Origin of the sequence: Acidovorax sp. LjRoot129, assembly GCF_964253765.1 — a bacterium.
GTDB lineage: Bacteria > Pseudomonadota > Gammaproteobacteria > Burkholderiales > Burkholderiaceae_C > Acidovorax.
Genome location: NZ_CAXUSE020000001.1, coordinates 474,576 through 497,072, shown reverse-complemented (window position 1 = coordinate 497,072; position 22,497 = coordinate 474,576). Strand labels below are relative to the sequence as shown.

The following is a 22,497-nucleotide window of genomic DNA, read 5'->3' as shown; positions in this document are numbered from 1 at the left end:
CCTTGCGGCGCTATGACTTGCCGCACACCGGAGCACTGTATGAAAGGCATTCTCAGCCTTCTGAAAATGAACACCCGGGGCGGCAAGCCCGCGGAAGAGCATACGGATTCCGTGCTGTTCTCCACCGCGTTTGCCGGCCAGGGTGTGGACGATTCCATGCTGGTGCCCTGGGAGGCCCGTGCCGTGGAAGTCGGGGCCAAGCGCCTGCCCACCAGCCGCGGCGGCAAGCTGCTGCAGGGCCTGTGGGCCAAAGACAAATACATGGCGCACCTGGACAAGGACGCCGTGGAGCGCATGGAGCGCTTCTTCGAATTTGCGGCCATTCCATCCAACCGCGACGTGATCCGCCAGGACGAGTACGGCAACTTCATGGTGGTGCTGCTCACCGGCACCATTGCCGTGGACCGCGTACAGCCCTGGGGCGAACAACTGCGCCTGGCCGAGACGCGGCCGGGCGATATCCTGGGCGAGATGTCGCTGCTGGACAGCGGCATCCGCTTTTCGGCCTGCACCACGCTCACTGATTGCGAGATCGCCGTGCTGTCTGCCGAGGCCATGGACGACATGATGTCGAAGGACCCGCAGCTGGCTGCCAGCCTGGTGGCCCTGCTCGCGCGCAAGCTGTCGCTGCGCCTGCGCGTCGTGAGCGCGCGCCTGAGCGACAACCAAAAGTGAAGCGCGCCGCCATGGCGAATATCGAAAAGACCAATGTCCGCCCGATCGGCGGACACCCCGGGGAGAAATTCTGATGGAACGCGATCAGGCCAGTAAATTTATCAATGACCTGCTCAAGTTGATGGTGAGCCGCAACGGCAGCGACTTGTTCATCACCGCGGAGTTTCCGCCGGCCATCAAGGTCGATGGCAAGGTGACCAAGGTGTCGCCGCAGCCGCTCACGCCCAACCACACGCTCACCCTGGCGCGCGCCGTGATGAGTGACAAGCAGGTGGCGGATTTCGAGCGCACCAAGGAGTGCAATTTCGCGATCTCGCCCGCCGGCATCGGCCGCTTCCGGGTAAATGCCTTCATCCAGCAGGGCAAGGTCGGCATGGTGATGCGGACGATTCCGCTGGTACTGCCCACCATCGATGGCCTGGGCGTGCCCCAGGTGCTCAAAGAAGTCACGATGACCAAGCGTGGCCTGTGCATCCTGGTGGGTGCCACGGGTTCGGGCAAGTCGACCACGCTGGCCGCCATGGTGGACTGGCGCAACGAGAACTCGTTCGGCCACATCATCACGGTGGAAGACCCTATCGAATTTGTTCACCCGCACAAGAACTGCGTGGTGACGCAGCGCGAAGTGGGCCTCGATACCGACAGCTGGGAAGCGGCGCTCAAGAACACGCTGCGCCAGGCGCCGGATGTGATCCTGATGGGCGAAATCCGCGACCGCGAGACCATGGAGCATGCTGTGGCGTTTGCCGAAACCGGCCACTTGTGCCTGGCCACGCTGCACGCCAACAGTGCCAACCAGGCGCTGGACCGGATCATCAACTTCTTCCCCGAAGAGCGCCGCCCCCAACTGCTGATGGACCTGTCGCTGAACCTGCGCGCCCTGGTCTCCCAGCGGCTGATTCCCAAGCAGGACGGCAAGGGCCGCTCCGCGGCGGTGGAGATCATGCTCAACACCCCGCTGATCTCGGACCTGATCTTCAAGGGCGACGTCCATGAGATTAAGGAGATCATGAAGAAGAGCCGCAACCTGGGCATGCAGACGTTTGACCAGGCGCTGTTCGATGCCTACGAGGCCAACGTGATCAGCTACGAAGACGCGCTGCGCAATGCCGACTCGCTCAACGATCTGCGGCTGCAGATCAAGCTCAACAGCCAGCGCGCCAAATCACCGGATCTGGCTTCCGGCACCGAGCACTTCGCGATCGTCTAAGCCACTTCAGCACTGCGCCTTCGCGTTCTTGCCCCCCCGCTTCGTTCGCCCGCCCTTCTGGGCGGGTTTTTCGTTTCGACGCACCATTCGCCCATCTCTCACCCCTTTTTACCTACCTTCCCATGCCAAGCACCAACCCCCGCAACTACGACGCCACCCCTTCCCGCCAAGTCGCCTTCCTGGGCCTGGGCGTGATGGGCTACCCGATGGCTGGGCACCTTGCGCTCGCCGGGCACGAGGTCACGGTCTACAACCGCACCGCTACCAAATCAATAGCATGGTGTGAAGAGTATTCAAGCGCCAAGGCCCCAAAACATGCTGCAACGCCGCGTGAGGCGGCGGCCGGTGCGGACATCGTGTTCTGTTGCGTGGGCAACGACGACGACTTGCGCTCCGTCACCCTGGGTGCCGACGGTGCCTTTGCCGGCATGAAGCCCGGCGCGGTCTTTGTGGACCACACCACCGCGTCCGCTGAAGTGGCGCGCGAGCTGTATGCCGCTGCCAAGACCAAGGGCCTGCAGTTCGTCGACGCCCCGGTGTCGGGCGGCCAGGCCGGTGCGCAGAACGGCCTGCTCACCGTGATGTGTGGCGGCGACGCGGACGCGTTCAACGCGGCGCAACCGGTGGCCATGGCGTTCTCGCGCGCCTTCACCTTGCTGGGCGACAGTGGCTCGGGCCAGCTGGCGAAGATGGTCAACCAGATCTGCATCGCAGGCCTGGTCCAAGGCCTGTCGGAGGCAGTTGCGTTTGGCCAGAACGCCGGCCTGGACATGAAGCAGGTGCTGGATGTGATTGGCAAGGGCGCCGCCCAGAGCTGGCAGCTGGACAACCGAGGCAAGACCATGGTGGACGGCAAATTCGACTTCGGCTTCGCCGTGGACTGGATGCGCAAAGATCTGGGCCTGGTGCTCGACGAAGCCCGCCGCAACGGCTCGCGCGTGCCGGTGACGGCGCTGGTGGACCAGTTCTATGCCGACGTGCAGACGATGGGTGGCAATCGCTGGGATACGTCGAGCTTGATCAAACGCCTGGCTTAGGCTCCCCCCTGAAGCGCTACGCGCCTTCCCCCCTGGGGGGGGACGCCCCCAGCGCGGCGGGGCGGCCCTTGCGCGGGGGCGCTGGCGTGGGCCGCGCCAGTTTCATTCACAGCGTTTCATGCACAGTGCGCGATGCAGAGGCTGCAAGAAAAAATCCCGGGGCGCGTGGTGCGAGCCGGGATTTTTCGATTCAGTGCTTGTACAGGCTGTCGAGCCTGCTGGCCGATGTTCAGCCCCCTGCAGGCCTGGAGTTGTCCGTGGTAACAGGCGCGGGCTGCGGCGCAATGCGGCGAAGCTCTTCTTCAGAGACGATCTCGAACACGCGCACGACCTTGCTCACACCGCTCACGCCCCGGGCGATCTCGGTGGCGCGGTTGGCCTCGCGTTGCGAGACGCGGCCCATCAGGTACACGACGCTGCGTTCGGTCACGACCTTGAACGAGTTGGCAGAGACGTCCTTGGCATCCACCAGGCTGGCGCGCACCTTGCCGGTGATGAAGGTGTCGTTGGAGCGGTTGCTCAGAGTGCTGTGGGACGTGACGGCGATGTCGTTGACCACCGAGCGCACGTTCTCCACCTGCGACACCATCTGCTCGACGGCCTGGCGGTCCTGGGCGGTGGTCACCTCGCCGGTGAGCAGCGCCTGGCGGTTGTAGCTCGTCACGTTGACGTGCGCGCGGTCACCCAGGGTTTCGCGGATGCGTTGGGCCGCGCGCAGCTCGATGCCTTCGTCTTCGATTTGTGTGCCGGCGGTGCGGCGGTCGATGGCCATCACACTGCCCACCACGGCGCCACCCACGATGAGGGGTGCGCAGGCCGAAAGGCCCGCAGCCAGCGCGGCGGCGGCCAGCACGGTGCAGACCCCGCGCGATGCGCGGTGCAAGATGGGGTTCATGGTCGTTTGCTTCATAGCGGAATCTCCTGTTCACCAAGTAACTGGGCGTCCACTCCGTCGCTCAGGCAATGCAGCACCAGGGCGTGGACTTCGCGCACGCGCGCGGCGCGGTCGTGGGGCACGCTGATCAATACGTCGGTCTCGCGCAGCAGGGCGGCCAGCTTGCCGCCGGTGCGGCCTGCGAGCACGATCACGGTCATGTCGCGTTCGTGCGCGGCTTCGGTGGCGGCCAGCAGGTTGGGGTCGTTGCCGGTGACCGAGAGGGCCATCAGCACATCGCCCGCCTGGCCCAGGGCGCGCACCTGGCGTGCGAACTGCTGGGCGGTGTCGTGGCCGGTGCCTGCAGCGGCGGTGAGCAAGGCGCTGTCGGACGACAGGGCCAGGGCGGCCAACTCGGGCCGGTCGCGCTCAAAGCCCGTCACGCAGAACGCTGCAAACTGCTGCGCCTCGGCGGCTGAAGGACCGTTGCCGCAGGCCAGCACCTTGCCACCGCTGGTCACGCAGGCCAGCACGGCCTGCACGGCAGCAGCGATGGGGTGGCTCAGGGCTTGCGCGGCCTGGTACTTCAGGTCGGCGCTGTCGATGAAATGCTGTTGGATGCGTTGCTCAAGCATGAGGGCCCGATGATACCCGCCGGGTGTTTGAGCCTGTTCGAAGCCTTTTCATGGGGTCCGCATGGCAGCCAACGGCCACGGTCTAGGCACCCACCGCAGCCCATGCTGGCGGCCTGGGCAAGGTGGGCAACGACGAGCGTGGCCGTTGGCTGCCATGCCCTTCGGGTTGCCCCGCAAAGGCAGCGTCTGCGGCGTTGCCCATCCTCGCCGCACACCAGTGCGGCTTGCGGTGGGCGCCTTGCATCCACTGCCTTTGCGGGGCAACGGACCCCATGAAAAGACTTTGAACAGGCTCAGAGCTTTTGTAGCAAACGGTTGCGGCCTGTCGTGCGCTAGCGGCCTGATGGACTATGAAGCTGGCGGCACGCCTATTGGGCATCAAACGCTGCTCGCAGCCACTGCACGGATTCTTCGACCAGCACCACGTCAAAGCGGCACGGCGGCGGCGACGGCAGGCGCAGCAGGTAGTGCCGCGCGGCAAACACGATGCGCTGCCGCTTGGTGGCGCTGATGCTGGCCGCCGCGCCGCCAAAGGCGCTGCTGGCGCGGGCGCGCACTTCGACGAAGACCAGCGTGCCGTCCCGCTCGCGCATCACCAGGTCGATCTCGCCACCGCCGCGCCCGGGCGTCCGATAATTGCGCACCACCAGCTGCAGGCCCTGGGCTTGCAGATAGGCCAGGGCCTGGTCCTCGGCCGCATTGCCGCGATCGCGCGTGGTGGTTTTTGCGGCGGCAGCTTCTGGCGCCCCCGCCGGCTTTCTTTTCGCAAGGAATTTCATTGAGCGCATCTTTCGCTTCAGCCCTGGGCGCCGCGCGCGAAGCGGCGGCTCACCAGCATTATCCCGAGGGTGCCCTGTACGTCGTGGCCACGCCCATCGGCAATCTGGCCGACATCACGCTGCGCGCGCTGCATGTGCTGCAGATGGCCGACACCGTCGCATGCGAGGACACGCGCCACACCCAATCGATGCTGCGCGCGTATGGGATCGACAAGCCCGCTGCGCAGCTGCTGGCCGTGCACCAGCACAACGAGGCCGAGGCCGCGCAGAACGTGGTGCTGCGCCTGCAGCAGGGCCAGCGCGTGGCGTATGTGAGCGACGCGGGCACGCCCGGCGTGAGCGACCCGGGCGCGCGCCTGGCGGCGGCAGTGCAGGCAGCTGGCCTGCGCGCCCTGCCCTTGCCCGGTGCGAGCAGCATCACCACCGCGTTGAGCGTGGCTGGCGCCGTGGCGCACAGTGCAGAGCACGGCGGTTTTGTGTTTGCGGGATTTCTGCCGGTCAAGAACGCCGAGCGTGCGGCCGTGATTGCGCAGCAGCTGGCCGCCGAGCCCCGCTGCGTGGTGCTGCTGGAGGCACCCCATCGCATCAGAGAGCTGGCCCAGGCCCTGGCGGTGTTGGGGGCGCGCCCCGTCACGCTGGCGCGGGAACTGACCAAGCAGTTCGAGGAAGTGACCACGCGCCCGGCGAGCGAGCTCGCGGCGTGGCTTGATGGCGCGCCGCAGCGGTCGCGCGGCGAGTTTGTGGTGCTGCTGCACCCGGTGCCTGTGGCCAGCGACGACGGCGCCAGCCTGCGCGTGCTGCGCCTGCTGGTGCAGGAGCTGCCCCTCAAGACCGCCGTGCGCCTGGCCGCGGAGATCACGGGAGCATCGCGCAATGTGCTGTATGACACCGCGCTGGCGTGGAAGCGCAGCGGCGCGGACGGTGGTGGCGTTGAGGGTGCTGAGGACGGCGACAGCGACTGAGTCGCTTGAATTGATGGCCAAATTGGCCTCTAGCGCTTGATCTATAAGCGCTGATAGCTATTATTTTTATAGCAAATGCTTTTGCAAGAATATGGGCGCTTGCTCCCGCCCGCCGCGCGGCATCACACCTTCAATTCCGGTTAGCCCGCACATCCCGTGGGTGCTGCGGTCACGGTGCTGCAACTACCCCGACACCGCCAACCCGGCGGCCACCCCGCCAAACAGATCGCCCTCCACTTGCGGTATCGCCGGGAACGCCCCCTTCAGCGCGTGCCGCAGCGGCCGCAGGGCCGACGAGCCGCCGGTCAGGTAGATGGCCTCAAGCTGCCGCCCGCCCGCCCCGTCCAGGCCGGCCAGTTGCACACATTCGCGCGCGCAGGCCACGACCTGCTCCAGCGGCTGCTGCAACGACCCCGCCAAGCCGTCTGGCGTGACGGCTGCGGCCAGCCCGGCTTCGATCCAGTCGAGCGGCATGGCGGCCTCGGCGTCGGCCAGTGACGCCGCGATCTTGGCCTGCTCCACCGTGTTGGCCATGCGGTGCCCCAGCCGCTCTTGCAGCACATGCAGGAGCCGCGCATGCAGGCGAGCATCGGCGTAGTCAGTGCGCAGGTTCTGCGCGTCGCGCAGCGCGCGCGGCGCGTACAGCCACTGGATCAAGTGCCAGGTCGACAAATCAAAGAACACGCGGCTCGGTACCTCTCGGCCCGACGGCCCGGTGTGGCGGAAACCGAGCAGCGGCATGAGCAGATCCAGGCTAAGGCGCCGGTCGAAGTCGGTGCCGCCCACGTGCACGCCGGTGGTGGCCAGCACATCGCTGCTGCGCTCAGCGCGCGCGATGCGGTCTGGCCCCAGGCGCACCACCGTGAAGTCCGACGTGCCCCCGCCGATGTCCACCACCAGCACCAGCGATTCGTGCGCGATGCGCTGCTCGTAGTCGAGCGCTGCGGCGATGGGCTCGAGCTGGAACGAGACCTCGGCAAAACCGGCGTCCAGCGCGGCCTGGCGCAGCGCATCCTCGGCCTGCTGGTCGCGCTCGGCGTCGCCGTCGACAAAGTGCACGGGCCGGCCCATCACCACGCGCGCCGGCATACCGCCGAGCTCGTCACGCGCCTTTTGCGCCAGCATGCGCAAGAACAGGCTGATGATGTCCTGGTAGCTCACCATCTTGCCGTGCACGGCCGTTTTGTCCTGCAGCAGCGAACTGCCGAGCAGGCTCTTGAGCGAGCGCATCAGCCGCCCTTCGACCCCAGAAAGGTAGTGCGCCACCGCATCCCGGCCAAAGTGCGTGCGGTGGTCTTCGGCGTTGAAGAACAGCGCCGTGGGCAGCGTGTGGGCGTCGCCTTCCAGCGCGATCATCCGTGCCAAGCCCGCACCCTGGCGCACGGCCATTGCGGAGTTGGAAGTGCCAAAGTCGATGCCGAGGGTGGTGTCCTGCAGGAGGGTCATGGGGATCAGGCTGGGGACCGCACCGATTGCTGTGCGCAATGGAAAAGGCCCTTGATTCTTGTCAAATCAAGGGCCCTGTGCGGTCCCGTCAAAGAGTGTTTCGCGGCCCGGATTGTCGCATGCCAGCCCATCGGCACACGCCCTACTCCGGCGCGTGTGCCAGGCGAAACGACAGCGTGGCCAAGTGCTCGGTCTTGTCGGTGACCGCGGGGTCTTGCGGCGGCGCATCGAGCTTGGCGGCGATCACGTTGAGCCCCTGGTTGCGCACGGCGATGGTCACCGTGCCATCTACCGCGGTGGTGACCGGCGTGCCGTCAGGGTCGTTGACCAGATCGGCCAGCACGGGCACTCCCGCCGCCGGCTGGCCGCGGTAGAGCACGCGCAGGCGCAGCGGCTGGCCCAGGGTGGCGGGCAAGGCGGCGTCAACAGGCACGATCTGCAGCGTGTGCGCGGGCAGCGCCGCCAGCGGGCGCTCCAGCGGCGCGCGCAGGTGCACCGCGTATTTGAGGTTGTGGCCGCTGGTGACGGCGCCCGGCACCTCGCTCTTGCGTTTCTTGAACCAGCGCCCGTCGGCCGCCTTGGTCCAGATGCCGTTGTCGAGCACGGCGGCCACCACGGCCGGCTGCTCGCGCACATCGACCAGCGCCAGCTTGCCCGCGGCTTCCAGCGCCGTGCGCAACGGGCGCCCCGCCGCGTCGTAGCCGGCCACGGTGGTGACCAGGGGCAGGCGCTTGGCGGCGTCCAGGTCCTCGCCGCCTTCGCCGTAGATCAGCGCCAGATCGCCCGAGCGCTGCGCAAACCAGATGCCATGTGCGTGGGCCGCGGTGCCTGCAGCCAGAACCAGCGATGCCACCACGGCGGCGCGCAACAGGGAATGCGATGGGAGAAAAGTCATGGTCATTGGAATGGGTTGGCGATAGGCCGTGAAATCGGTGTCGTCAGAGGTATTTGAGCCAGGCAATGTCGCGGCGCCGGGCCTTGAACGCTGCAAAGGCGCGCACGGCAGGATAGAGCACAACCGCCAGCACCAGCGCGCACAACCACACCATCCACACGGCCTCAAAACCGAACAACGCGCCCTGATTGGCACCCCACACCGCGTGCGCTGCAAGGTACAAAAGCTTGAGTACATACAGGTGCAGCACATAGAAAAACATCGGTGCCGCGCCGAATGCGGCCAGCCAACCAAGCGCCGAGGTGCCGTCGCGGCGCTCGAACGCTCGCAACAGCAGCAGGCCAATTCCTAATGTGAGCGCGATGAACAGCAGCGAGGGCGGGTATTTGGTGACGTTGAAAAAGCCCATCAGGGTGGTGATGGCCGTCTCGCCCGCCACCCACGGCCTGTCGCCATACACGTTGAGGGCGCGCAGCACCACAAAGCCCACCAGCAGGCCCCAGCCCCACGCCAACAGACGGCGCTGGCGCTGCGCTACGTCTGCCGCAGGCAAAAACCACGGCCCGGCTGCGTAGCCCACCGCGATCACACCAATCCATGGCAGCACGGGGTACGACGTGCGCAAGCGGAGCGCATCACTGACGTCAATCCAGCCGCGGTCATGCAGGATGGCCCAAGGAATGTGCAACGCGTGCCCCAGGGGGAAGTGCACACCGTCCAGCAGGTTGTGGCCCGCAACCAGGGCAACGCCCAGCACGATCAGCAGCGTGCGCGGCACCCAGACCAGGGCCGCCAGCGCTAGCATGCTCAGGCCAATCGCCCAGATCACCTGCAGGAACACCTTGGTGGGCGGGAACTGGAAGGTCCAGGCGAAATTGATGACCGTGAGCTCCAGCACCACCAGGAACAGGCCCCGCCTCCAAAGAAACGACGCCGCCGCGCCGCGGCCATCGCCATGTTTGGAGGCGTAGAGAAACGCCGACAGCCCGGTGAGGAACACGAACACGGGCGCACACAAATGGGCCAGCAGCCGGCTCACGAACAGTGCCGGCGGAGTGTCTGCCACGACCATGGGGTCGGGCACCTGGTGGTGCAGAAAGAAGGTTTCACGCACGTGGTCGACCAGCATGAACACGATCACAAGCCCACGCAGCGCGTCGATGGAGCCAAGGCGGGACGACGTGGCTGGCTGCGCGCCAGCGGGCGGCTGTGCAGACAGACTGGGGCTCTGCGGGGGCGGTGATGAGTACATGAGCGAGAAGGAGGCGGCGGACAAAGGTCGTGGATTATCCCGACTCACCGTTGGGCCGCAGGCAGGGCAGCCAGTGCAGGCTTCACAGGATTGAAGGCTCTCTCTCGCCCGTTGCGCTGCTGATGTCGTGTGCAAAACATTGGCAATCTCCGATACATTGCACTCATATACCAAAGCCAGTATGTTGCAAAAACTGGGTTTGGCATATATATTGGTATTCCCCGATAGAGAACATTGCATGGACTTCCCGATCCACCTGACCAGCCAGCTTCGCGAGCACCTGCGCGCGCTCAGGAAAACGCGCGGACTGACCCAGGCCGCTCTCGGGCGGCTGCTCGGCGTGGGACAGGCCCGCATTGCCGAGATCGAAAGCAATCCGGGCGCCGTGAGCGTCGACCAGTTAATGAAAGTGCTCTCGGCGCTGCGCGCGTCCCTGCTGTTGAGGGATGACGTGATCGAAGGGACCGCGAATCAACCGAATGCGATCACCTCGCACCTTTCCCCTCCTGGGAGCAAACCCCGCAAGCCAGCCAAGCAACCGTCGGGCAACATCCCGCCGACAGGCCAGTGGCGCGGCCAGCCCTTGACTGGCAGCGGCCGGGGCCAGGAGGCATCGGTGCTCGAAAGCCGCAGTGATGCAAAGACCCCATCGGACGGGCAAGCGCTGCGGGACACGAACCCGGACTCGGATGTCATCCCGACACCCAGGCGCAACTTCGTCATCCGGCCCAAGAAAGGCTCTTGGTAATGGTGGCGCTCAACGCGTGGATGAATGGCGAATTCGTCGGAGCCTGGCAGGTCCACCGCGGAGCCCACACCTTTTCGTACGCCCCGTCATGGCTGGAGTCCGAGAAGTCCCGGCCACTTTCCTTGTCGCTGCCACTCACCCGCACACTGGAGGTCAAGGGAGAGGTCGTTGCGAACTACTTCGACAACCTGCTGCCTGACAACGAGCGGATCCGCGAGCGTATCGGCCGACGATTCAAGACCAGGGCACTCGATACCTTCGCCTTGCTGGAGGCCATTGGCCGTGACTGCGTCGGTGCGGTGCAGTTGCTTCCGGAAGGAACGACACCTGACGGGTGGAACCGCGTGGCATGCGAGCCTCTGACCGACGAACAGGTCGCCGATGCACTTCGCGCTGTGCCCGACGACCCGGTCGCGCGCCACATCAACAGAGCTCCGCCGTTCCGAATTTCCTTGGCGGGAGCCCAGGAGAAGACCGCCTTTGTGCGGTTCAACGGGCAGTGGTGCAGCCCCGTCGGAGCCACTCCGAGCACGCACATCTTCGAGCTTCCGCTCGGCGTGATCGCCAACACGACCCGAGTGGACATGTTCGACTCCGTCGAGAACGAATGGCTTTGCGCTCAGATCATCCAGGCGCTCGGCCTGCCCATGGCACACACCGAGATGGCCACGTTCGGCGACCAGCGCGCGCTGATCGTCGAGCGCTTCGACCGCGAATGGATGGAAGGCGGGAAATGGATCGCCCGACTTCCTCAGGAAGACTTCTGCCAGGCGCTGGGCCTGCCCCCACGCCTGAAATACGAAGACGATGGCGGGCCGTCCACCGCTGCCGGGCTCACGCTGCTGGCCGGGAGCGTGGATGCAGAAACAGAACGGATGGCGTTCCAACTCGTCCAGTTGGCCTTCTGGCTCATGGCGGCACCCGATGGCCACGCCAAGAACTATTCGATCTTCCTGCGCCAAGGCAATGCCTACGAAATGGCGCCTTTGTACGACGTCCTGTCCGTGTGGCCCTACGTGGGCAGGGGCCGGGGACAACTGCACTTGCGCGAAGTGCGCCTGGCGATGGCACTGCGTTCGAAAAACACGCACTACGAGATCCACACCATCCGCGCCCGCCACTGGCATGACCTGGCAATAAAGAACGGCGGCCCACTGGTCTGGGAAGCGATGCAGGGTTTGGTCGACGGCGTCGCGCAGACCCTCGACGCCGTCGAGGCACAACTACCCCAGGACTTTCCCGAACGCATCTGGGAGCCGATCTCGAAAGGCATGCGGAGCCAGGCGGAGAAGTTCCTCTCAGAGGCGGCCACCCTCTCCTGACGAGGACGCAGACAGTTCGCGGTCTTCCCAGCGACCGCCAATGCCGCTGCGCCAGGAGGCCGCGTCTTCTCCGCTCCGAGAATACGCACAAGAACGGCAATGCGCAGATGCCCTACCGCCCTCAACTCGGGAGGCGCGCAGATGCGGCAATCGGCGGCCCAAACTCCTGCACCGCACCCAGGCGTGCAGCCGTGGTCAGTACATTTAGTTCAGGTTACCGCACTTGTTCCACGCAGTACTTCATGCCCTCGCCACGTGCAACGCGTGGCCGAACTGGAAGATGGTGATCAGCCTGATTGAACCGAACCGTGCTGAAGACTTGCCCTCTTTCAACCTCAACAAGTCGACTGGGCACCCGCCAAACAAAAAGCCCCTGGCTCCGTAAAGAACCAAGGGCTTTGATTTGGTGGCCTGGGGCGGAATCGAACCACCGACACAAGGATTTTCAATCCTCTGCTCTACCGACTGAGCTACCGGGCCTGAGCCTCAAATTATAGCCAGAAAATCTGGCGTTCTGAAAAGCGAGGCAGAATTTATTGCCAGCCTAGCTGCGCTTGCCTCGTCCGAGGTCGACGCCCAGCTGGCGCAGCTTGCGGTAGAGGTGGGTGCGTTCCAGCCCCGTCTTTTCCGCCACGCGCGTCATGGAACCCCCTTCGCGGGCGAGGTGGAATTCAAAGTAGGCTTTTTCGAAGCCGTCGCGCGCCTCGCGCAGTGGGCGGTCCAGGTCGAAACCCTGATGGGCGTGGGGCCCCGGGTCCACGCTGGCCATCACAGCCGAGACAGGGGGCGCTTGCGAGAACGTGGGGTCGGCGGGGGCGTGCACCGGGGCCTGCGCTGCGGCCGGCGGTGCCGACTGATGGGCCGCGTTGCGGGCCAGGCCCTGCTCTACGGCTTTAAGCAGTTTTTGTAGGGTAATGGGCTTCTCAAGGAACGAAAACGCACCGATGCGGGTGGCTTCGACGGCGGTGTCGATGGTGGCGTGGCCGCTCATCATGATCACGGGCATGGTGAGCACGCCGGCCGTGGCCCATTCCTTGAGCAGCGACACGCCGTCGGTGTCGGGCATCCAGATGTCCAGCAGCACGAGGTCATACGTGTTGCCCGCGCGGGCGGTGCGCGCCTGGGTGGCGTTTTCCGCGAGGTCGACGCTGTGACCTTCGTCGTTCAGGATTTCCGACAACAGATCGCGAATGCCGAGCTCATCGTCGACCACCAGAATGTTTGCCATGTGTGTTGAAAAGCCTTGGAGGAGGTGCTGCGGGGCGGTGTTGTTATGACGCCACCGCTGGTTCAGGGGCGAATGATAACGACACTTGGGCACCCAGCACCACGCCATCTTCGGTGCGGTTGGACAGCTCGATGCGCGCGCCGTGCTCGTCGGCGATCTTTTTGACCACGGCCAGGCCCAACCCGGTACCCCGCGGTTTGGTGGTTACGTAGGGCTCGAACGCCCGCTGCAGGATGTGCGTCGGAAACCCGCCGCCGCTGTCAGATACCGTGAGGCGCACACGCCGCGAGGACTCGCTCCAGCGGGTGGTGATGCGCACGGGGGGCGCAGGTTGTGCGGCGTCTGCCCGGGCCTGCTCGGTGGAATCCTGGGCGTTTTGCAGCAGGTTGTGCACGACTTGGCGCAACTGCTGCGCATCGCCCGCTATCGAGGGGCAGCGGGGGTCCAGTTCGGCTTGCACGGGCACCGCGGCGTTCTCTTCTCCATACAGATGAAGGACGTCTGCCACCAGCGCATTGAGATCCAGCGAATGCAGCTCGGCGGCTGGCAAACGCGCGTAGTCCCGGAACTCGTTGACGAGCCGCTTCATGGCGTCGACCTGGTCCACGATGGTCTTGACCGACTTGGTCAGGATGGCTTGTTCGGGGTCTGGGAGCTTGCCGGTGAGCTTCATCTCGAGCCGCTCGGCAGACAGCTGGATGGGGGTGAGCGGGTTCTTGATTTCGTGCGCGAGGCGCCGCGCAACCTCGCCCCAGGCCTGCGCGCGCTGGGCCGAAACAATTTCCGAAATGTCGTCAAAAACCAACAGTCTGGCCGAATCGGGCAACTCCGCGCCACGGGCCACCAGGCTCGTGGCGTGTTGCCCAGCCCCCACGGAAGACGCATGCAGCTCAAACGGATGCTGCCAGTGGTCCAGCCCATGGCGGTCAGTGTCGCCCAGGAAAGCGTCGAAGTGGCCCTGAACCGACGCCGCAAATTCGGCGAGCCCCGGCACTTCTGACAGCGGGCGCCCTTCAAACGCGGCCATGGGCGCGCGCAGGATGCGGGTAGCGCCGGGGTTCGAGGAGCGGATGAGGCCCTGCGCGTCCAGCACGATGACGCCCGCAGTCAGGTTGTCCAGGATGGTCTGCAGATTGGCGCGTGCCGCATCGACCTCCCCCATGCTTTGCTCCACCGCCTGGCGCGCATCGGCCAGTTGCTGGGTCATCAGGGCGAAGGAACGCGTGAGCCCCCCGAGTTCGTCCTTGCCTTGCAGCGCGGCTTTGGGGCTGAGGTTGCCCGCCGCCACCTCGCGCACGCCTTCGGCCAGCACCAGCAGGGGGCGGGCCAACTGGTTGCCCAACAACACTGCCAGCAGCACGGCGCCGAATACCGCCAGGAACAGGCTCAGCGTGAGGGTGCCAACGTACATGCGGCGCAGACCACCCCGCGCTAGCGCACGCTCCTGGTATTCGCGGTTGGCTTCCTGCACGGCGATCGCATTGGCCACCAGCGCGGGCGGCAGTGGCAGCGTGGCCTGCAAATAGCGCGGCTCCATCAGTAGCCCGACGCTCGGACTGCTGACCAGCGCCAGCACCTTGACCCGCGCGTTCTGCGCGGCGGCGGGGTCGGCAATGTCGTCCAAGCCCTCAATCTGCGACGTTGCGCGCTGCTGTCGCACGGTGCGCAGCAACGCCGCCCCGGGCCGCTCGGGATTGAGGCTGAAGCGGGACTGCCCTGCGCTGGCGACCGCCTGTCCGGCAGCGTTCCACAGCACGACATCGGTGGCACCCAGTTGATCGCGGATGCGCTCCAGCACGAGCCCCGCCGCAGCATCGGGCACCTGAGCCACCTGCACGCTCGCGTTGCGGGTTTTGGCCGCCATGTCGGTGGCCAGCGAATCCAGCGACACGCGTGCCAGATTCACGCCCGCCGACAGCGCGCCCTCCACTTTCACGTCGAACCAGCTTTCAATGGAGCGGGTGACGAACTGGTAGGACACCACGTAGATCAGCAACCCGGGCATCAGCCCGACCAGCGCAAAAATGGCCGCCAGTTTGACAAGCAGCCGGCTGCCAAACCGCCCCTTGCGCAGGCGCATGGCCAAGCGCACCGCGACCCAGGCCAACACGGCCAGCAGCAGCAGCGCCACCAGCACGTTCACGCCAAAGAGCCAGGCGTAGTTGCGTTCGTAAAGCGCGCGGTTGTTGGTGGCCAGCGTCAGCAAGAAGAGCAGCACCAGGCCGATGGCCGACATGATGGCCGCACCCACGCCCACCGCCCACCGCACCGCCCGTGACTGCCGTGCAGCAGCGTGGATCGACGCGGATGTCGGCGCCGGAGTGGCAGGCCTTGAAGTGTGGTGGGTCACTTCGTGGGCTCTGGCGCCAGGCGCTGACTACGCGACACAAGCAAGTTCCAGCCAGACCGGCCCACGGCTCCGATTTGGAAAGGTCTGGGCAATTGGGACATATCCAGGCGGAACCGGAAATTGACCGTGTGCACGACATCAGCGTCGATCACCCCGGGTTCGGCAATCTTCCAGCGGGAAATGCGCTGAATGGCCGACACCGCGTCCTCGTAATCGTCAAAATTTTGCCCCAACACAACACCCAATCCGCTATTGAAAAAAGGCGTGGGAGAGACGTTCAAGCGCCAACGGCGCGTCAAAGGCTGATAACTTAAGCGCAGATAGCGGGTGGTTTCGGCCACTTGGCGATCTGACCAATACCAACGGTCGCGCACCACCTGTGCCTCTGCCACGAAGAACATCGGGATGCCTTTGTACAAGGCGTCCTCCGCGAGTTCGGGCATCGCAAACTGCAAGGTCGTGCTGAGGTACAGGCCATCTTCAGCCCGGTCTAGCCGCAGTTCGCTGGCGTCGGGTGTGACAGCCTGTGCCAATGCAGGCTGAAGCACCAAGAGTGCGCACGCCAGCAAAAAATAGGACGCACAGATGGTCACCCAACGAGCCTCGGCGGGCTCATTGCGGCGATTTCTGAAACAGTGCGTAAAAAAATCCGTCGTGGTCACGCGGTTCATTGTCCGGGAGAGGCCCCGCCTTGTCCCGGTTGCCGGGGATTAAATGGCCGGGCGACGGCAGCAACTGCGCGTCGGTGTTGCGCGCAAGAAACGTTTGAACCTGCGCATCGCCCTCCGCCCGGAAGACCGAGCAGGTGCAATAGAGCAGGCGCCCGCCCGCGCGAACCAGCGGCCAGAGCGCGGCGAGCAGCCGAGCCTGCAGGGCGGCCAGCTGCTCAATGTCGCTGTCGCGGCGCAGCCAGCGCACATCGGGGTGGCGCCGCACAATGCCGGAGGCGGTGCAAGGCGCATCGAGCAGGATGGCGTCAAAGAGCACTCCGCCGCAGTGCTGCTGCCACCAGTCCTGGGGTCGGGCGGCGTCGGCCACCAAGACCTGGGCTTGGAGGCCCAGACGCTGCAAGGTTTCGCCGATGCGGATGCTGCGGGACGCGTCGATCTCCAGCGCTGTGACCTGCAGGGGAGCGCCCTGCCCGGCCATCTCAAGCAGATGCGCGGTTTTGCCGCCGGGGGCCGCACAGGCGTCCAGCACGCGCAGCGGCTGGGTGAGATCAAGGCCGTTAAGCAACAAAGGCGCCGCCATCTGGGCGGCGGGGTCCTGCACCGACACCCAGCCGTTTTCAAACTCCGGCAAGGCGGGGACCGGGACGGGGTGGCGCAGCACCAAGCCGGCATCGCCCGATGCGTCTGCTTCTAAATTAATAGCATTAAGTGCTTGTAGATAAAGCGCTGGAGTGCATTTTTGCTTGTTAATTCGCAGCGCCATCGGCGCGTGGGCATTGTTTGCCCGCAGGATCTGCTCCCAGTGCTGGGGGTGGTCCTTGCGCAGCCGCTTGATCCACCACAGCGGATGGTTCCACCGGGCCAGCGGATCGTCATTGGTGTAGGCGACCAGCTCCTCGCGCTCGCGCAGGAAGCGGCGCAGGCACCCGTTGATGAATGACGATTGCGCACGGGTCGCCACATCGTTCTTAGCCGCTTCCACCGCCTGGTTCACCAGGGTGAAGGGCTCGTAGGGGGATTCGTCCGGGTTCCAGCACAGCGCCAGGGCCGTGCACAGCAAGGCGTCCGCCGCAGGGGGCGGCGTGCGGGACACCATCAGGCGGCGCAATGCCTCGGCGCGCCCGGCTTGACGCAGAACCTGGAACAGCAAAGCCTGCACGCCGGGGCGTAGATGGGAGTCCACCGCCGCGAGCGCCGCCGTGCCGGACTGGCCTCCGCGGATAGCCTGCAGGGCGACTGCTACCGCAGTCAGTTGCTGCCACAGCGCCACAGACTGTGGGCCTGACGCCGCGAGGGGCTTGGCACCGTGCGAGGCGGGCGGGCGGCTCGGTACGCGCTCGGCACCCAGCGTGCCTTGCCGTTGGCCGCCCAAGGGAGACGCTAGGCGTCGTGGTGGCTGATTCATAGGGATCTTTTCTTGAAGCCGACCTACAGCGCGCGAGCGGCGCGAAAGCCGAACACCCAGGCCAGCAAGTTCGCCGGAAACTGCGCAATGGCCTCGTTGTAATGCGCCACCGCGTCGTTGAAGACACGGATGGCCTGATCGTTTTGCTGGACGTGTTCGTCCCATCGGGTTTGCCAGGCAGACGCGGCCACCGCGGTGGCCTGCAGCGCCGCGTCCTCGGTCGGCACAGGGTCGACTGTGGTGACGTGCGCCTTAGGTGCCGCTTTTTGCCAGCAGGTGTGCAACACGTCACGCGCGGCGCCCAGCGCTGCAATCGCGTTCGGGCGCAAGGGGCGCGCTCGAGCCACCGCAAGCGACGCGCTCAATTGCGTGGTCGCGCCCTGCAGCGCGGCCATCTCCTGCTCCATCCCGCCAATCGCGTTCTCCTGCGCGGGATGCGCAGCGCCAAACTCGCCGAGCAGCGCCACCATCCGCACCATGTGCGCGTCGAAGCTGCCAAACGCTTGCACCACGGCCGAGCGCAGCCGCATCAGGCGGTTGTAGGCGCCCAACGCCCAGAACACGGCGACGGCAACAACGATCCAGAAAAGGGGCGATGACCACATACACAGCTGCCTTCACGCAGGAACCCACGCGCTGGCCGGATGAAATAAACGAACAGGGGCTCACTATACGGAGCGAAACGCGTGCAATAAAAAAGGCCCCGGCCTGCCGAGACAGGGCGGGAGCCTTTCGGTGACGGCCCGAGGGCTTAGTCAGCGGCTGCGTCAGTCGCCGTCGAGGTGCTAGCTTCAACTTCGGTCGCTTCGCCCTGGGCTTCCATTTCGGCTGCTTCAGCTTCGGCGATGGCACGGCGCTCCGCGTCGTCCATGGCGTCCTTGGCCTTGCGGGCCTGGTGGTAGGCCATGCCGGTACCGGCAGGGATCAGACGACCCACGATCACGTTTTCCTTCAGGCCACGCAGCTCGTCGCGCTTGCCCATGATGGCAGCCTCGGTGAGCACGCGGGTGGTTTCCTGGAAGGAAGCCGCCGAGATGAACGAGTCGGTCGACAGCGATGCCTTCGTGATACCCAGCAGCAAGTTGCTGTAGGTCGCAGGAATCTTGCCTTCGGACTGCAGTGCATCGTTGGTGTTGAGGATCTCGGAGCGCTCGACCTGCTCACCGGCGATGTAGTTCGACTCGCCGACATTCTCGACCACGACGCGGCGCAGCATCTGGCGAACGATCACCTCGATGTGCTTGTCGTTGATCTTCACGCCTTGCAAGCGGTACACGTCCTGCACTTCATCCACGATGTAGCGCGACAGCTCTTCGATACCCAAGAGGCGCAGGATGTCTTGTGGGTCGGCAGGGCCGTCCACAATCGATTCGCCTTTGTTCACCACCTGGCCTTCGTGCACCAGGATGTTCTTTTCCTTGGGCACGAGTTCTTCGAACACGTGGCCTTCAGGATCAGTGATCTGCAGGCGGACCTTGCCCTTGGTTTCCTTGCCGAACGACACGGTACCGGTCATCTCGGCCAGCGTGCCCTTGTCCTTCGGGGTACGGGCTTCGAACAGCTCGGCCACACGGGGCAGACCGCCGGTAATGTCGCGGGTCTTCTGACCTTCGACCGGAATACGCGCCAGCACTTCGCCGGGGCCCACGTCCTGGCCGTCGCGCACCTGGATCAGAGCGCCGACCTGGAAGCCGATGGTCACCGAGTGGTCGGTGCCAGGGATCTTCACTTCGTTGCCTTGGGCATCGATCAGCTTCACCTGTGGGCGAACGACCTTGGCAGCGCCGCGGCGCTTGGGGTCAATCACCACCAGCGTGGACAGGCCGGTCACTTCGTCGACCTGCTTGGCCACCGTCAGGCCTTCTTCGACATTCTCGAACTTGGTCTGGCCGGCGAACTCGGTGATGATGGGGCGCGTCAGCGGATCCCAGTTGGCCAGGATGGTGCCGGCCTTGATCTGCTGGTCGGCCTTGACGGTCAGCGTCGCGCCGTAAGGCACCTTGTGGCGTTCGCGCTCGCGGCCATGCTCGTCGTGGATGACGATTTCACCCGAACGCGCAATCACCACCAGCTCGCCCTTGGTGTTGCTCACGTAGCGCATCGTGGCGTTGAAGCCGATCACGCCGTTGGACTTGGCTTCCACACTCGATGCGATGGCGGCACGCGAAGCGGCACCACCGATGTGGAACGTACGCATGGTCAGCTGCGTGCCGGGTTCACCGATGGACTGCGCAGCAATCACACCCACGGCTTCGCCGAGGTTGATCTGGCCGCCACGGCCCAAATCGCGGCCATAGCATCGAGCGCACAGACCGTAGCGGGTCTGGCAGGTCAGTGCCGTGCGCACCTTCACCTCATCCACGCCGGCAATTTCGAGCCCTTCGATGATGTCTTCGTCGAGCATCACGCCCGCCTGGACCAGCACCGAACGGTTCTCTGGATGCAGCACGTCCTCAGCCGCCGTGCGGCCCAGGATACGGTCGCGCAGCGATTCAATCACCTCACCGCCTTCGACGATGGCGCGCATCAGCGAACCGTTGGTGGTTTCGCAATCTTCTTCGGTTACGACCAGATCCTGCGTCACGTCCACCAGACGGCGGGTCAGGTAACCGGAGTTGGCCGTCTTCAGCGCCGTGTCGGCCAGACCCTTACGGGCACCGTGGGTGGAGATGAAGTACTCCAGCACGTTCAGACCTTCGCGGAAGTTCGCGGTGATAGGCGTTTCGATGATCGAGCCGTCAGGCTTGGCCATCAGACCCCGCATACCGGCCACCTGGCGGATCTGGGCAGCAGAGCCGCGGGCGCCGGAGTCGGCCATCATGTAGATGGAGTTGAAGGACTCCTGGTCCACTTCGTTGCCGTGGCGGTCGATGACCTTTTGCTTGGACAGCTGGGCCATCATCACCTTGGACACTTCGTCGCCGGCCTTGCCCCAGATGTCCACCACCTTGTTGTAGCGCTCGCCAGAGGTGACCAGACCGGACACGTACTGCTGTTCGATCTCTTTCACTTCCTTCTCGGAGCGCTCGATGATGCCGGCCTTTTGTGGAGGCACCAGCATGTCGTCGATAGCAATCGAAATACCAGCGCGCGTGGCCAGACGGAAGCCGTTTTGCAGCAGCTTGTCGGCGAACACGACCGTTTCCTTCAGACCGCACTTGCGGAAGGACACGTTGATCAAGCGCGAGATTTCCTTCTTCTTGAGCGCCTTGTTCATGTTGGAGAACGGCAAGCCCTTGGGAAGAATCTCGGACAGCAGGGCACGGCCCGCAGTGGTTTCCACGAGCGAGGTGGACGGAACGAATTCGCCCGTTTCCTTGTTCTTGGTCCACTCGGTCATGCGCACCGTGATCTTGGCGGCGAGTTCGACTTCGCCTGCGTCCAGAGCACGTTGCACTTCACCGGTATCGGCGAACACCAGGCCTTCGCCCTTGCCGTTGATACGGTCACGGGTGGCGTAGTACAGACCCAGCACCACGTCTTGCGACGGAACAATGGAGGGTTCGCCCGAAGCCGGAAACAGCACGTTGTTGGAGGCCAGCATCAGCGTGCGGGCTTCCATCTGCGCTTCTACCGACAGAGGTACGTGAACAGCCATCTGGTCACCGTCGAAGTCGGCGTTGAAGGCCGCGCAGACGAGTGGGTGCAGCTGGATGGCCTTGCCTTCGATCAGGATGGGCTCGAAGGCCTGGATACCCAAACGGTGCAGCGTAGGCGCACGGTTGAGCATCACGGGGTGTTCCTTGATGACCTCTTCCAGGATGTCCCACACCACCGGCGTGCCGGATTCGACTTCCTTCTTGGCGGCCTTGATCGTCGTCGCGATGCCCATGGCTTCCAGACGCGAGAAGATGAAAGGCTTGAACAGCTCCAGGGCCATCAGCTTGGGCAGGCCGCACTGGTGCAGCTTGAGCGTTGGGCCCACGGTGATCACGGAACGACCGGAGTAGTCCACGCGCTTGCCCAGCAAGTTCTGGCGGAAACGGCCTGACTTGCCCTTGATCATGTCGGCCAGCGACTTCAGGGCACGCTTGTTGGCACCCGTCATGGCCTTGCCACGGCGGCCGTTGTCCAGCAACGAGTCCACGGCTTCCTGCAGCATCCGCTTTTCGTTGCGGGCGATGATTTCAGGGGCCTTCAGCTCCAGCAGGCGGCGCAAGCGGCTGTTGCGGTTGATGACGCGGCGGTACAGGTCGTTCAGGTCGGACGTGGCGAAGCGGCCGCCATCGAGCGGCACCAGCGGACGCAGGTCCGGTGGCAGCACGGGCAGCACTTCGAGCACCATCCATTCGGGCTTGATACCCGACTTCTTGAACGCTTCCAACACCTTAAGGCGCTTGGCGTTCTTCTTGACCTTGACTTCGGAGCCGGTCAGGTCGCCGCGCAGGCGTTCGATCGACAGGTCGATGTCGATGGATTCCAGCAGGTCCTTGATACCTTCAGCGCCCATCTTGGCGATGAATTCGTCGCCGTATTCCTTGCGCTTGGCGTCGTAGTCGTCCTCGGACATGATGCTGAACTTCTTCAGCGGGGTCATGCCGGGGTCGGTCACCACGTAGGCTTCAAAGTACAGCACGCGTTCGATGTCGCGCAGCGTCATGTCGAGCACCAGGCCCAGACGCGATGGCAGCGACTTCAGGAACCAGATGTGTGCGCAAGGCGCGGCCAGGTCGATGTGACCCATGCGCTCGCGACGCACCTTGGTCTGCGTGACTTCAACGCCGCACTTCTCGCAGATCACTCCGCGGTGCTTCAAACGCTTGTACTTGCCGCACAGGCATTCGTAGTCCTTGATGGGGCCGAAGATCTTGGCGCAGAACAGACCATCGCGCTCGGGCTTGAACGTGCGGTAGTTGATGGTCTCGGGCTTCTTCACTTCGCCGAAAGACCACGAACGGATCTTCTCGGGCGAAGCCATGCCGATACGGATGGCATCGAAATGCTCGTCCGGCGTGAATTGCTTGAACAGGTCGAGTAGCGATTTCATAGTGACTCTTTCCTTTTCTGC

18 protein-coding genes and 1 tRNA gene are annotated in these 22,497 nt (G+C 64.8%); 6 read left to right on the top strand and 13 right to left on the bottom strand.

The genetic code is table 11. From position 1 onward, the window contains the following. Nucleotides 1–39 precede the first annotated feature (39 nt). The 3 genes from ACSQ3Q_RS02400 (at nucleotide 40) to ACSQ3Q_RS02390 (ending at nucleotide 2,922) form a co-directional block, all read left to right on the top strand. The gene (locus ACSQ3Q_RS02400) at nucleotides 40–675 is read left to right on the top strand and encodes a cyclic nucleotide-binding domain-containing protein (protein WP_436132823.1); all 636 of its coding nucleotides are present in this window, start codon (nucleotides 40–42) and stop codon (nucleotides 673–675) included. 73 nt (nucleotides 676–748) lie between these two features. Then, a complete protein-coding gene (locus ACSQ3Q_RS02395; RefSeq protein ID WP_436132822.1) occupies nucleotides 749–1,885 on the top strand; it encodes a PilT/PilU family type 4a pilus ATPase in 1,137 nt (378 codons plus the stop codon). 122 nt (nucleotides 1,886–2,007) lie between these two features. Continuing rightward, complete coding sequence (locus tag ACSQ3Q_RS02390) at nucleotides 2,008–2,922, top strand: NAD(P)-dependent oxidoreductase (protein ID WP_436132821.1); 915 nt, start codon at nucleotides 2,008–2,010, stop codon at nucleotides 2,920–2,922. Between the two features lie 229 nt (nucleotides 2,923–3,151). Here ACSQ3Q_RS02390 and ACSQ3Q_RS02385 read toward each other — a convergent pair whose 3' ends face one another. The 3 genes from ACSQ3Q_RS02385 to ACSQ3Q_RS02375 all read right to left on the bottom strand — a co-directional run bounded on the left by ACSQ3Q_RS02385 (nucleotide 3,152) and on the right by ACSQ3Q_RS02375 (nucleotide 5,210). Then, nucleotides 3,152–3,832: a BON domain-containing protein gene (locus tag ACSQ3Q_RS02385; protein WP_436132820.1), complete on the bottom strand. Its 681-nt coding sequence runs from the start codon at nucleotides 3,830–3,832 to the stop codon at nucleotides 3,152–3,154. After that, nucleotides 3,829–4,431, bottom strand: coding sequence for an SIS domain-containing protein (locus ACSQ3Q_RS02380; RefSeq protein WP_436132819.1), 603 nt, complete (start codon nucleotides 4,429–4,431; stop codon nucleotides 3,829–3,831). The genes ACSQ3Q_RS02385 and ACSQ3Q_RS02380 overlap by 4 nt, the downstream gene beginning before the upstream one ends. 368 nt (nucleotides 4,432–4,799) lie before the next feature. Then, nucleotides 4,800–5,210 carry a YraN family protein gene (locus ACSQ3Q_RS02375; protein WP_436132818.1) on the bottom strand — a complete coding sequence of 137 codons (411 nt, stop codon included), beginning with the start codon at nucleotides 5,208–5,210 and terminating at the stop codon, nucleotides 4,800–4,802. Here ACSQ3Q_RS02375 and rsmI point away from each other — a divergent pair. Continuing rightward, nucleotides 5,210–6,172 (top strand): 16S rRNA (cytidine(1402)-2'-O)-methyltransferase, encoded by a 963-nt coding sequence (rsmI, locus tag ACSQ3Q_RS02370; RefSeq protein WP_436132817.1) that lies wholly within the window; start codon nucleotides 5,210–5,212, stop codon nucleotides 6,170–6,172. The two genes, ACSQ3Q_RS02375 and rsmI, sit on opposite strands and share 1 nt — an antisense overlap. A gap of 183 nt (nucleotides 6,173–6,355) precedes the next feature. Here rsmI and ACSQ3Q_RS02365 read toward each other — a convergent pair whose 3' ends face one another. From ACSQ3Q_RS02365 to ACSQ3Q_RS02355, 3 genes are all read right to left on the bottom strand, one after another. Further along, a complete protein-coding gene (locus tag ACSQ3Q_RS02365; protein ID WP_436132816.1) occupies nucleotides 6,356–7,618 on the bottom strand; it encodes an Hsp70 family protein in 1,263 nt (420 codons plus the stop codon). Between the two features lie 142 nt (nucleotides 7,619–7,760). Further along, nucleotides 7,761–8,513: a DUF4198 domain-containing protein gene (locus tag ACSQ3Q_RS02360; RefSeq protein WP_436132815.1), complete on the bottom strand. Its 753-nt coding sequence runs from the start codon at nucleotides 8,511–8,513 to the stop codon at nucleotides 7,761–7,763. 43 nt (nucleotides 8,514–8,556) lie between these two features. Continuing rightward, nucleotides 8,557–9,765 carry a DUF1624 domain-containing protein gene (locus tag ACSQ3Q_RS02355; RefSeq protein WP_436136918.1) on the bottom strand — a complete coding sequence of 403 codons (1,209 nt, stop codon included), beginning with the start codon at nucleotides 9,763–9,765 and terminating at the stop codon, nucleotides 8,557–8,559. A gap of 238 nt (nucleotides 9,766–10,003) precedes the next feature. On the opposite strand from ACSQ3Q_RS02355, the gene ACSQ3Q_RS02350 reads away from it, so the two are divergent. Beyond that, nucleotides 10,004–10,513 carry a helix-turn-helix domain-containing protein gene (locus tag ACSQ3Q_RS02350; protein WP_436132814.1) on the top strand — a complete coding sequence of 170 codons (510 nt, stop codon included), beginning with the start codon at nucleotides 10,004–10,006 and terminating at the stop codon, nucleotides 10,511–10,513. After that, on the top strand, nucleotides 10,513–11,835 hold the full coding sequence (locus ACSQ3Q_RS02345; RefSeq protein ID WP_436132813.1) for a type II toxin-antitoxin system HipA family toxin: 1,323 nt from the start codon (nucleotides 10,513–10,515) through the stop codon (nucleotides 11,833–11,835). The genes ACSQ3Q_RS02350 and ACSQ3Q_RS02345 overlap by 1 nt, the downstream gene beginning before the upstream one ends. A gap of 404 nt (nucleotides 11,836–12,239) precedes the next feature. On the opposite strand, the gene ACSQ3Q_RS02340 is transcribed toward ACSQ3Q_RS02345, so the two are convergent. From ACSQ3Q_RS02340 to rpoC, 7 genes are all read right to left on the bottom strand, one after another. Continuing rightward, nucleotides 12,240–12,315: transfer RNA gene (locus ACSQ3Q_RS02340), tRNA-Phe, on the bottom strand. Between the two features lie 64 nt (nucleotides 12,316–12,379). Continuing rightward, nucleotides 12,380–13,063, bottom strand: coding sequence for a response regulator (locus tag ACSQ3Q_RS02335; protein WP_436132812.1), 684 nt, complete (start codon nucleotides 13,061–13,063; stop codon nucleotides 12,380–12,382). A gap of 43 nt (nucleotides 13,064–13,106) precedes the next feature. Then, a complete protein-coding gene (locus ACSQ3Q_RS02330; RefSeq protein ID WP_436136917.1) occupies nucleotides 13,107–15,362 on the bottom strand; it encodes an ATP-binding protein in 2,256 nt (751 codons plus the stop codon). Nucleotides 15,363–15,409: 47 nt separating this feature from the next. Continuing rightward, complete coding sequence (locus ACSQ3Q_RS02325) at nucleotides 15,410–16,084, bottom strand: DUF4390 domain-containing protein (protein WP_436132811.1); 675 nt, start codon at nucleotides 16,082–16,084, stop codon at nucleotides 15,410–15,412. Further along, entirely contained in the window at nucleotides 16,026–17,354 is a 1,329-nt protein-coding gene (gene rsmB / locus ACSQ3Q_RS02320) for a 16S rRNA (cytosine(967)-C(5))-methyltransferase RsmB (protein WP_436132810.1), read from the bottom strand. Before rsmB ends, ACSQ3Q_RS02325 begins: the two co-directional genes overlap by 59 nt. Nucleotides 17,355–17,512: 158 nt before the next feature. Then, nucleotides 17,513–18,094 (bottom strand): LemA family protein, encoded by a 582-nt coding sequence (locus ACSQ3Q_RS02315; protein WP_436132809.1) that lies wholly within the window; start codon nucleotides 18,092–18,094, stop codon nucleotides 17,513–17,515. Between the two features lie 146 nt (nucleotides 18,095–18,240). Beyond that, nucleotides 18,241–22,476 (bottom strand): DNA-directed RNA polymerase subunit beta', encoded by a 4,236-nt coding sequence (rpoC, locus tag ACSQ3Q_RS02310; protein ID WP_436132808.1) that lies wholly within the window; start codon nucleotides 22,474–22,476, stop codon nucleotides 18,241–18,243. Between the last annotated feature and the right edge of the window lie 21 nt (nucleotides 22,477–22,497).

Excerpts from the sequence above, each read along its gene's own strand:
- ACSQ3Q_RS02375 (WP_436132818.1), bottom strand. The coding sequence starts at position 5,210 with ATGAAATTCCTTGCGAAAAGAAAGCCGGCGGGGGCGCCAGAAGCTGCC.
- ACSQ3Q_RS02400 (WP_436132823.1), top strand. The coding sequence starts at position 40 with ATGAAAGGCATTCTCAGCCTTCTGAAAATGAACACCCGGGGCGGCAAG.
- ACSQ3Q_RS02360 (WP_436132815.1), bottom strand. The coding sequence starts at position 8,513 with ATGACTTTTCTCCCATCGCATTCCCTGTTGCGCGCCGCCGTGGTGGCA.
- ACSQ3Q_RS02355 (WP_436136918.1), bottom strand. The coding sequence starts at position 9,765 with ATGTACTCATCACCGCCCCCGCAGAGCCCCAGTCTGTCTGCACAGCCG.
- ACSQ3Q_RS02325 (WP_436132811.1), bottom strand. The coding sequence starts at position 16,084 with ATGAACCGCGTGACCACGACGGATTTTTTTACGCACTGTTTCAGAAAT.
- ACSQ3Q_RS02335 (WP_436132812.1), bottom strand. The coding sequence starts at position 13,063 with ATGGCAAACATTCTGGTGGTCGACGATGAGCTCGGCATTCGCGATCTG.
- ACSQ3Q_RS02365 (WP_436132816.1), bottom strand. The coding sequence starts at position 7,618 with ATGACCCTCCTGCAGGACACCACCCTCGGCATCGACTTTGGCACTTCC.
- ACSQ3Q_RS02390 (WP_436132821.1), top strand. The coding sequence starts at position 2,008 with ATGCCAAGCACCAACCCCCGCAACTACGACGCCACCCCTTCCCGCCAA.
- ACSQ3Q_RS02350 (WP_436132814.1), top strand. The coding sequence starts at position 10,004 with ATGGACTTCCCGATCCACCTGACCAGCCAGCTTCGCGAGCACCTGCGC.
- ACSQ3Q_RS02385 (WP_436132820.1), bottom strand. The coding sequence starts at position 3,832 with ATGAAGCAAACGACCATGAACCCCATCTTGCACCGCGCATCGCGCGGG.
- ACSQ3Q_RS02380 (WP_436132819.1), bottom strand. The coding sequence starts at position 4,431 with ATGCTTGAGCAACGCATCCAACAGCATTTCATCGACAGCGCCGACCTG.
- ACSQ3Q_RS02315 (WP_436132809.1), bottom strand. The coding sequence starts at position 18,094 with ATGTGGTCATCGCCCCTTTTCTGGATCGTTGTTGCCGTCGCCGTGTTC.
- ACSQ3Q_RS02345 (WP_436132813.1), top strand. The coding sequence starts at position 10,513 with ATGGTGGCGCTCAACGCGTGGATGAATGGCGAATTCGTCGGAGCCTGG.
- rpoC (WP_436132808.1), bottom strand. The coding sequence starts at position 22,476 with ATGAAATCGCTACTCGACCTGTTCAAGCAATTCACGCCGGACGAGCAT.
- ACSQ3Q_RS02395 (WP_436132822.1), top strand. The coding sequence starts at position 749 with ATGGAACGCGATCAGGCCAGTAAATTTATCAATGACCTGCTCAAGTTG.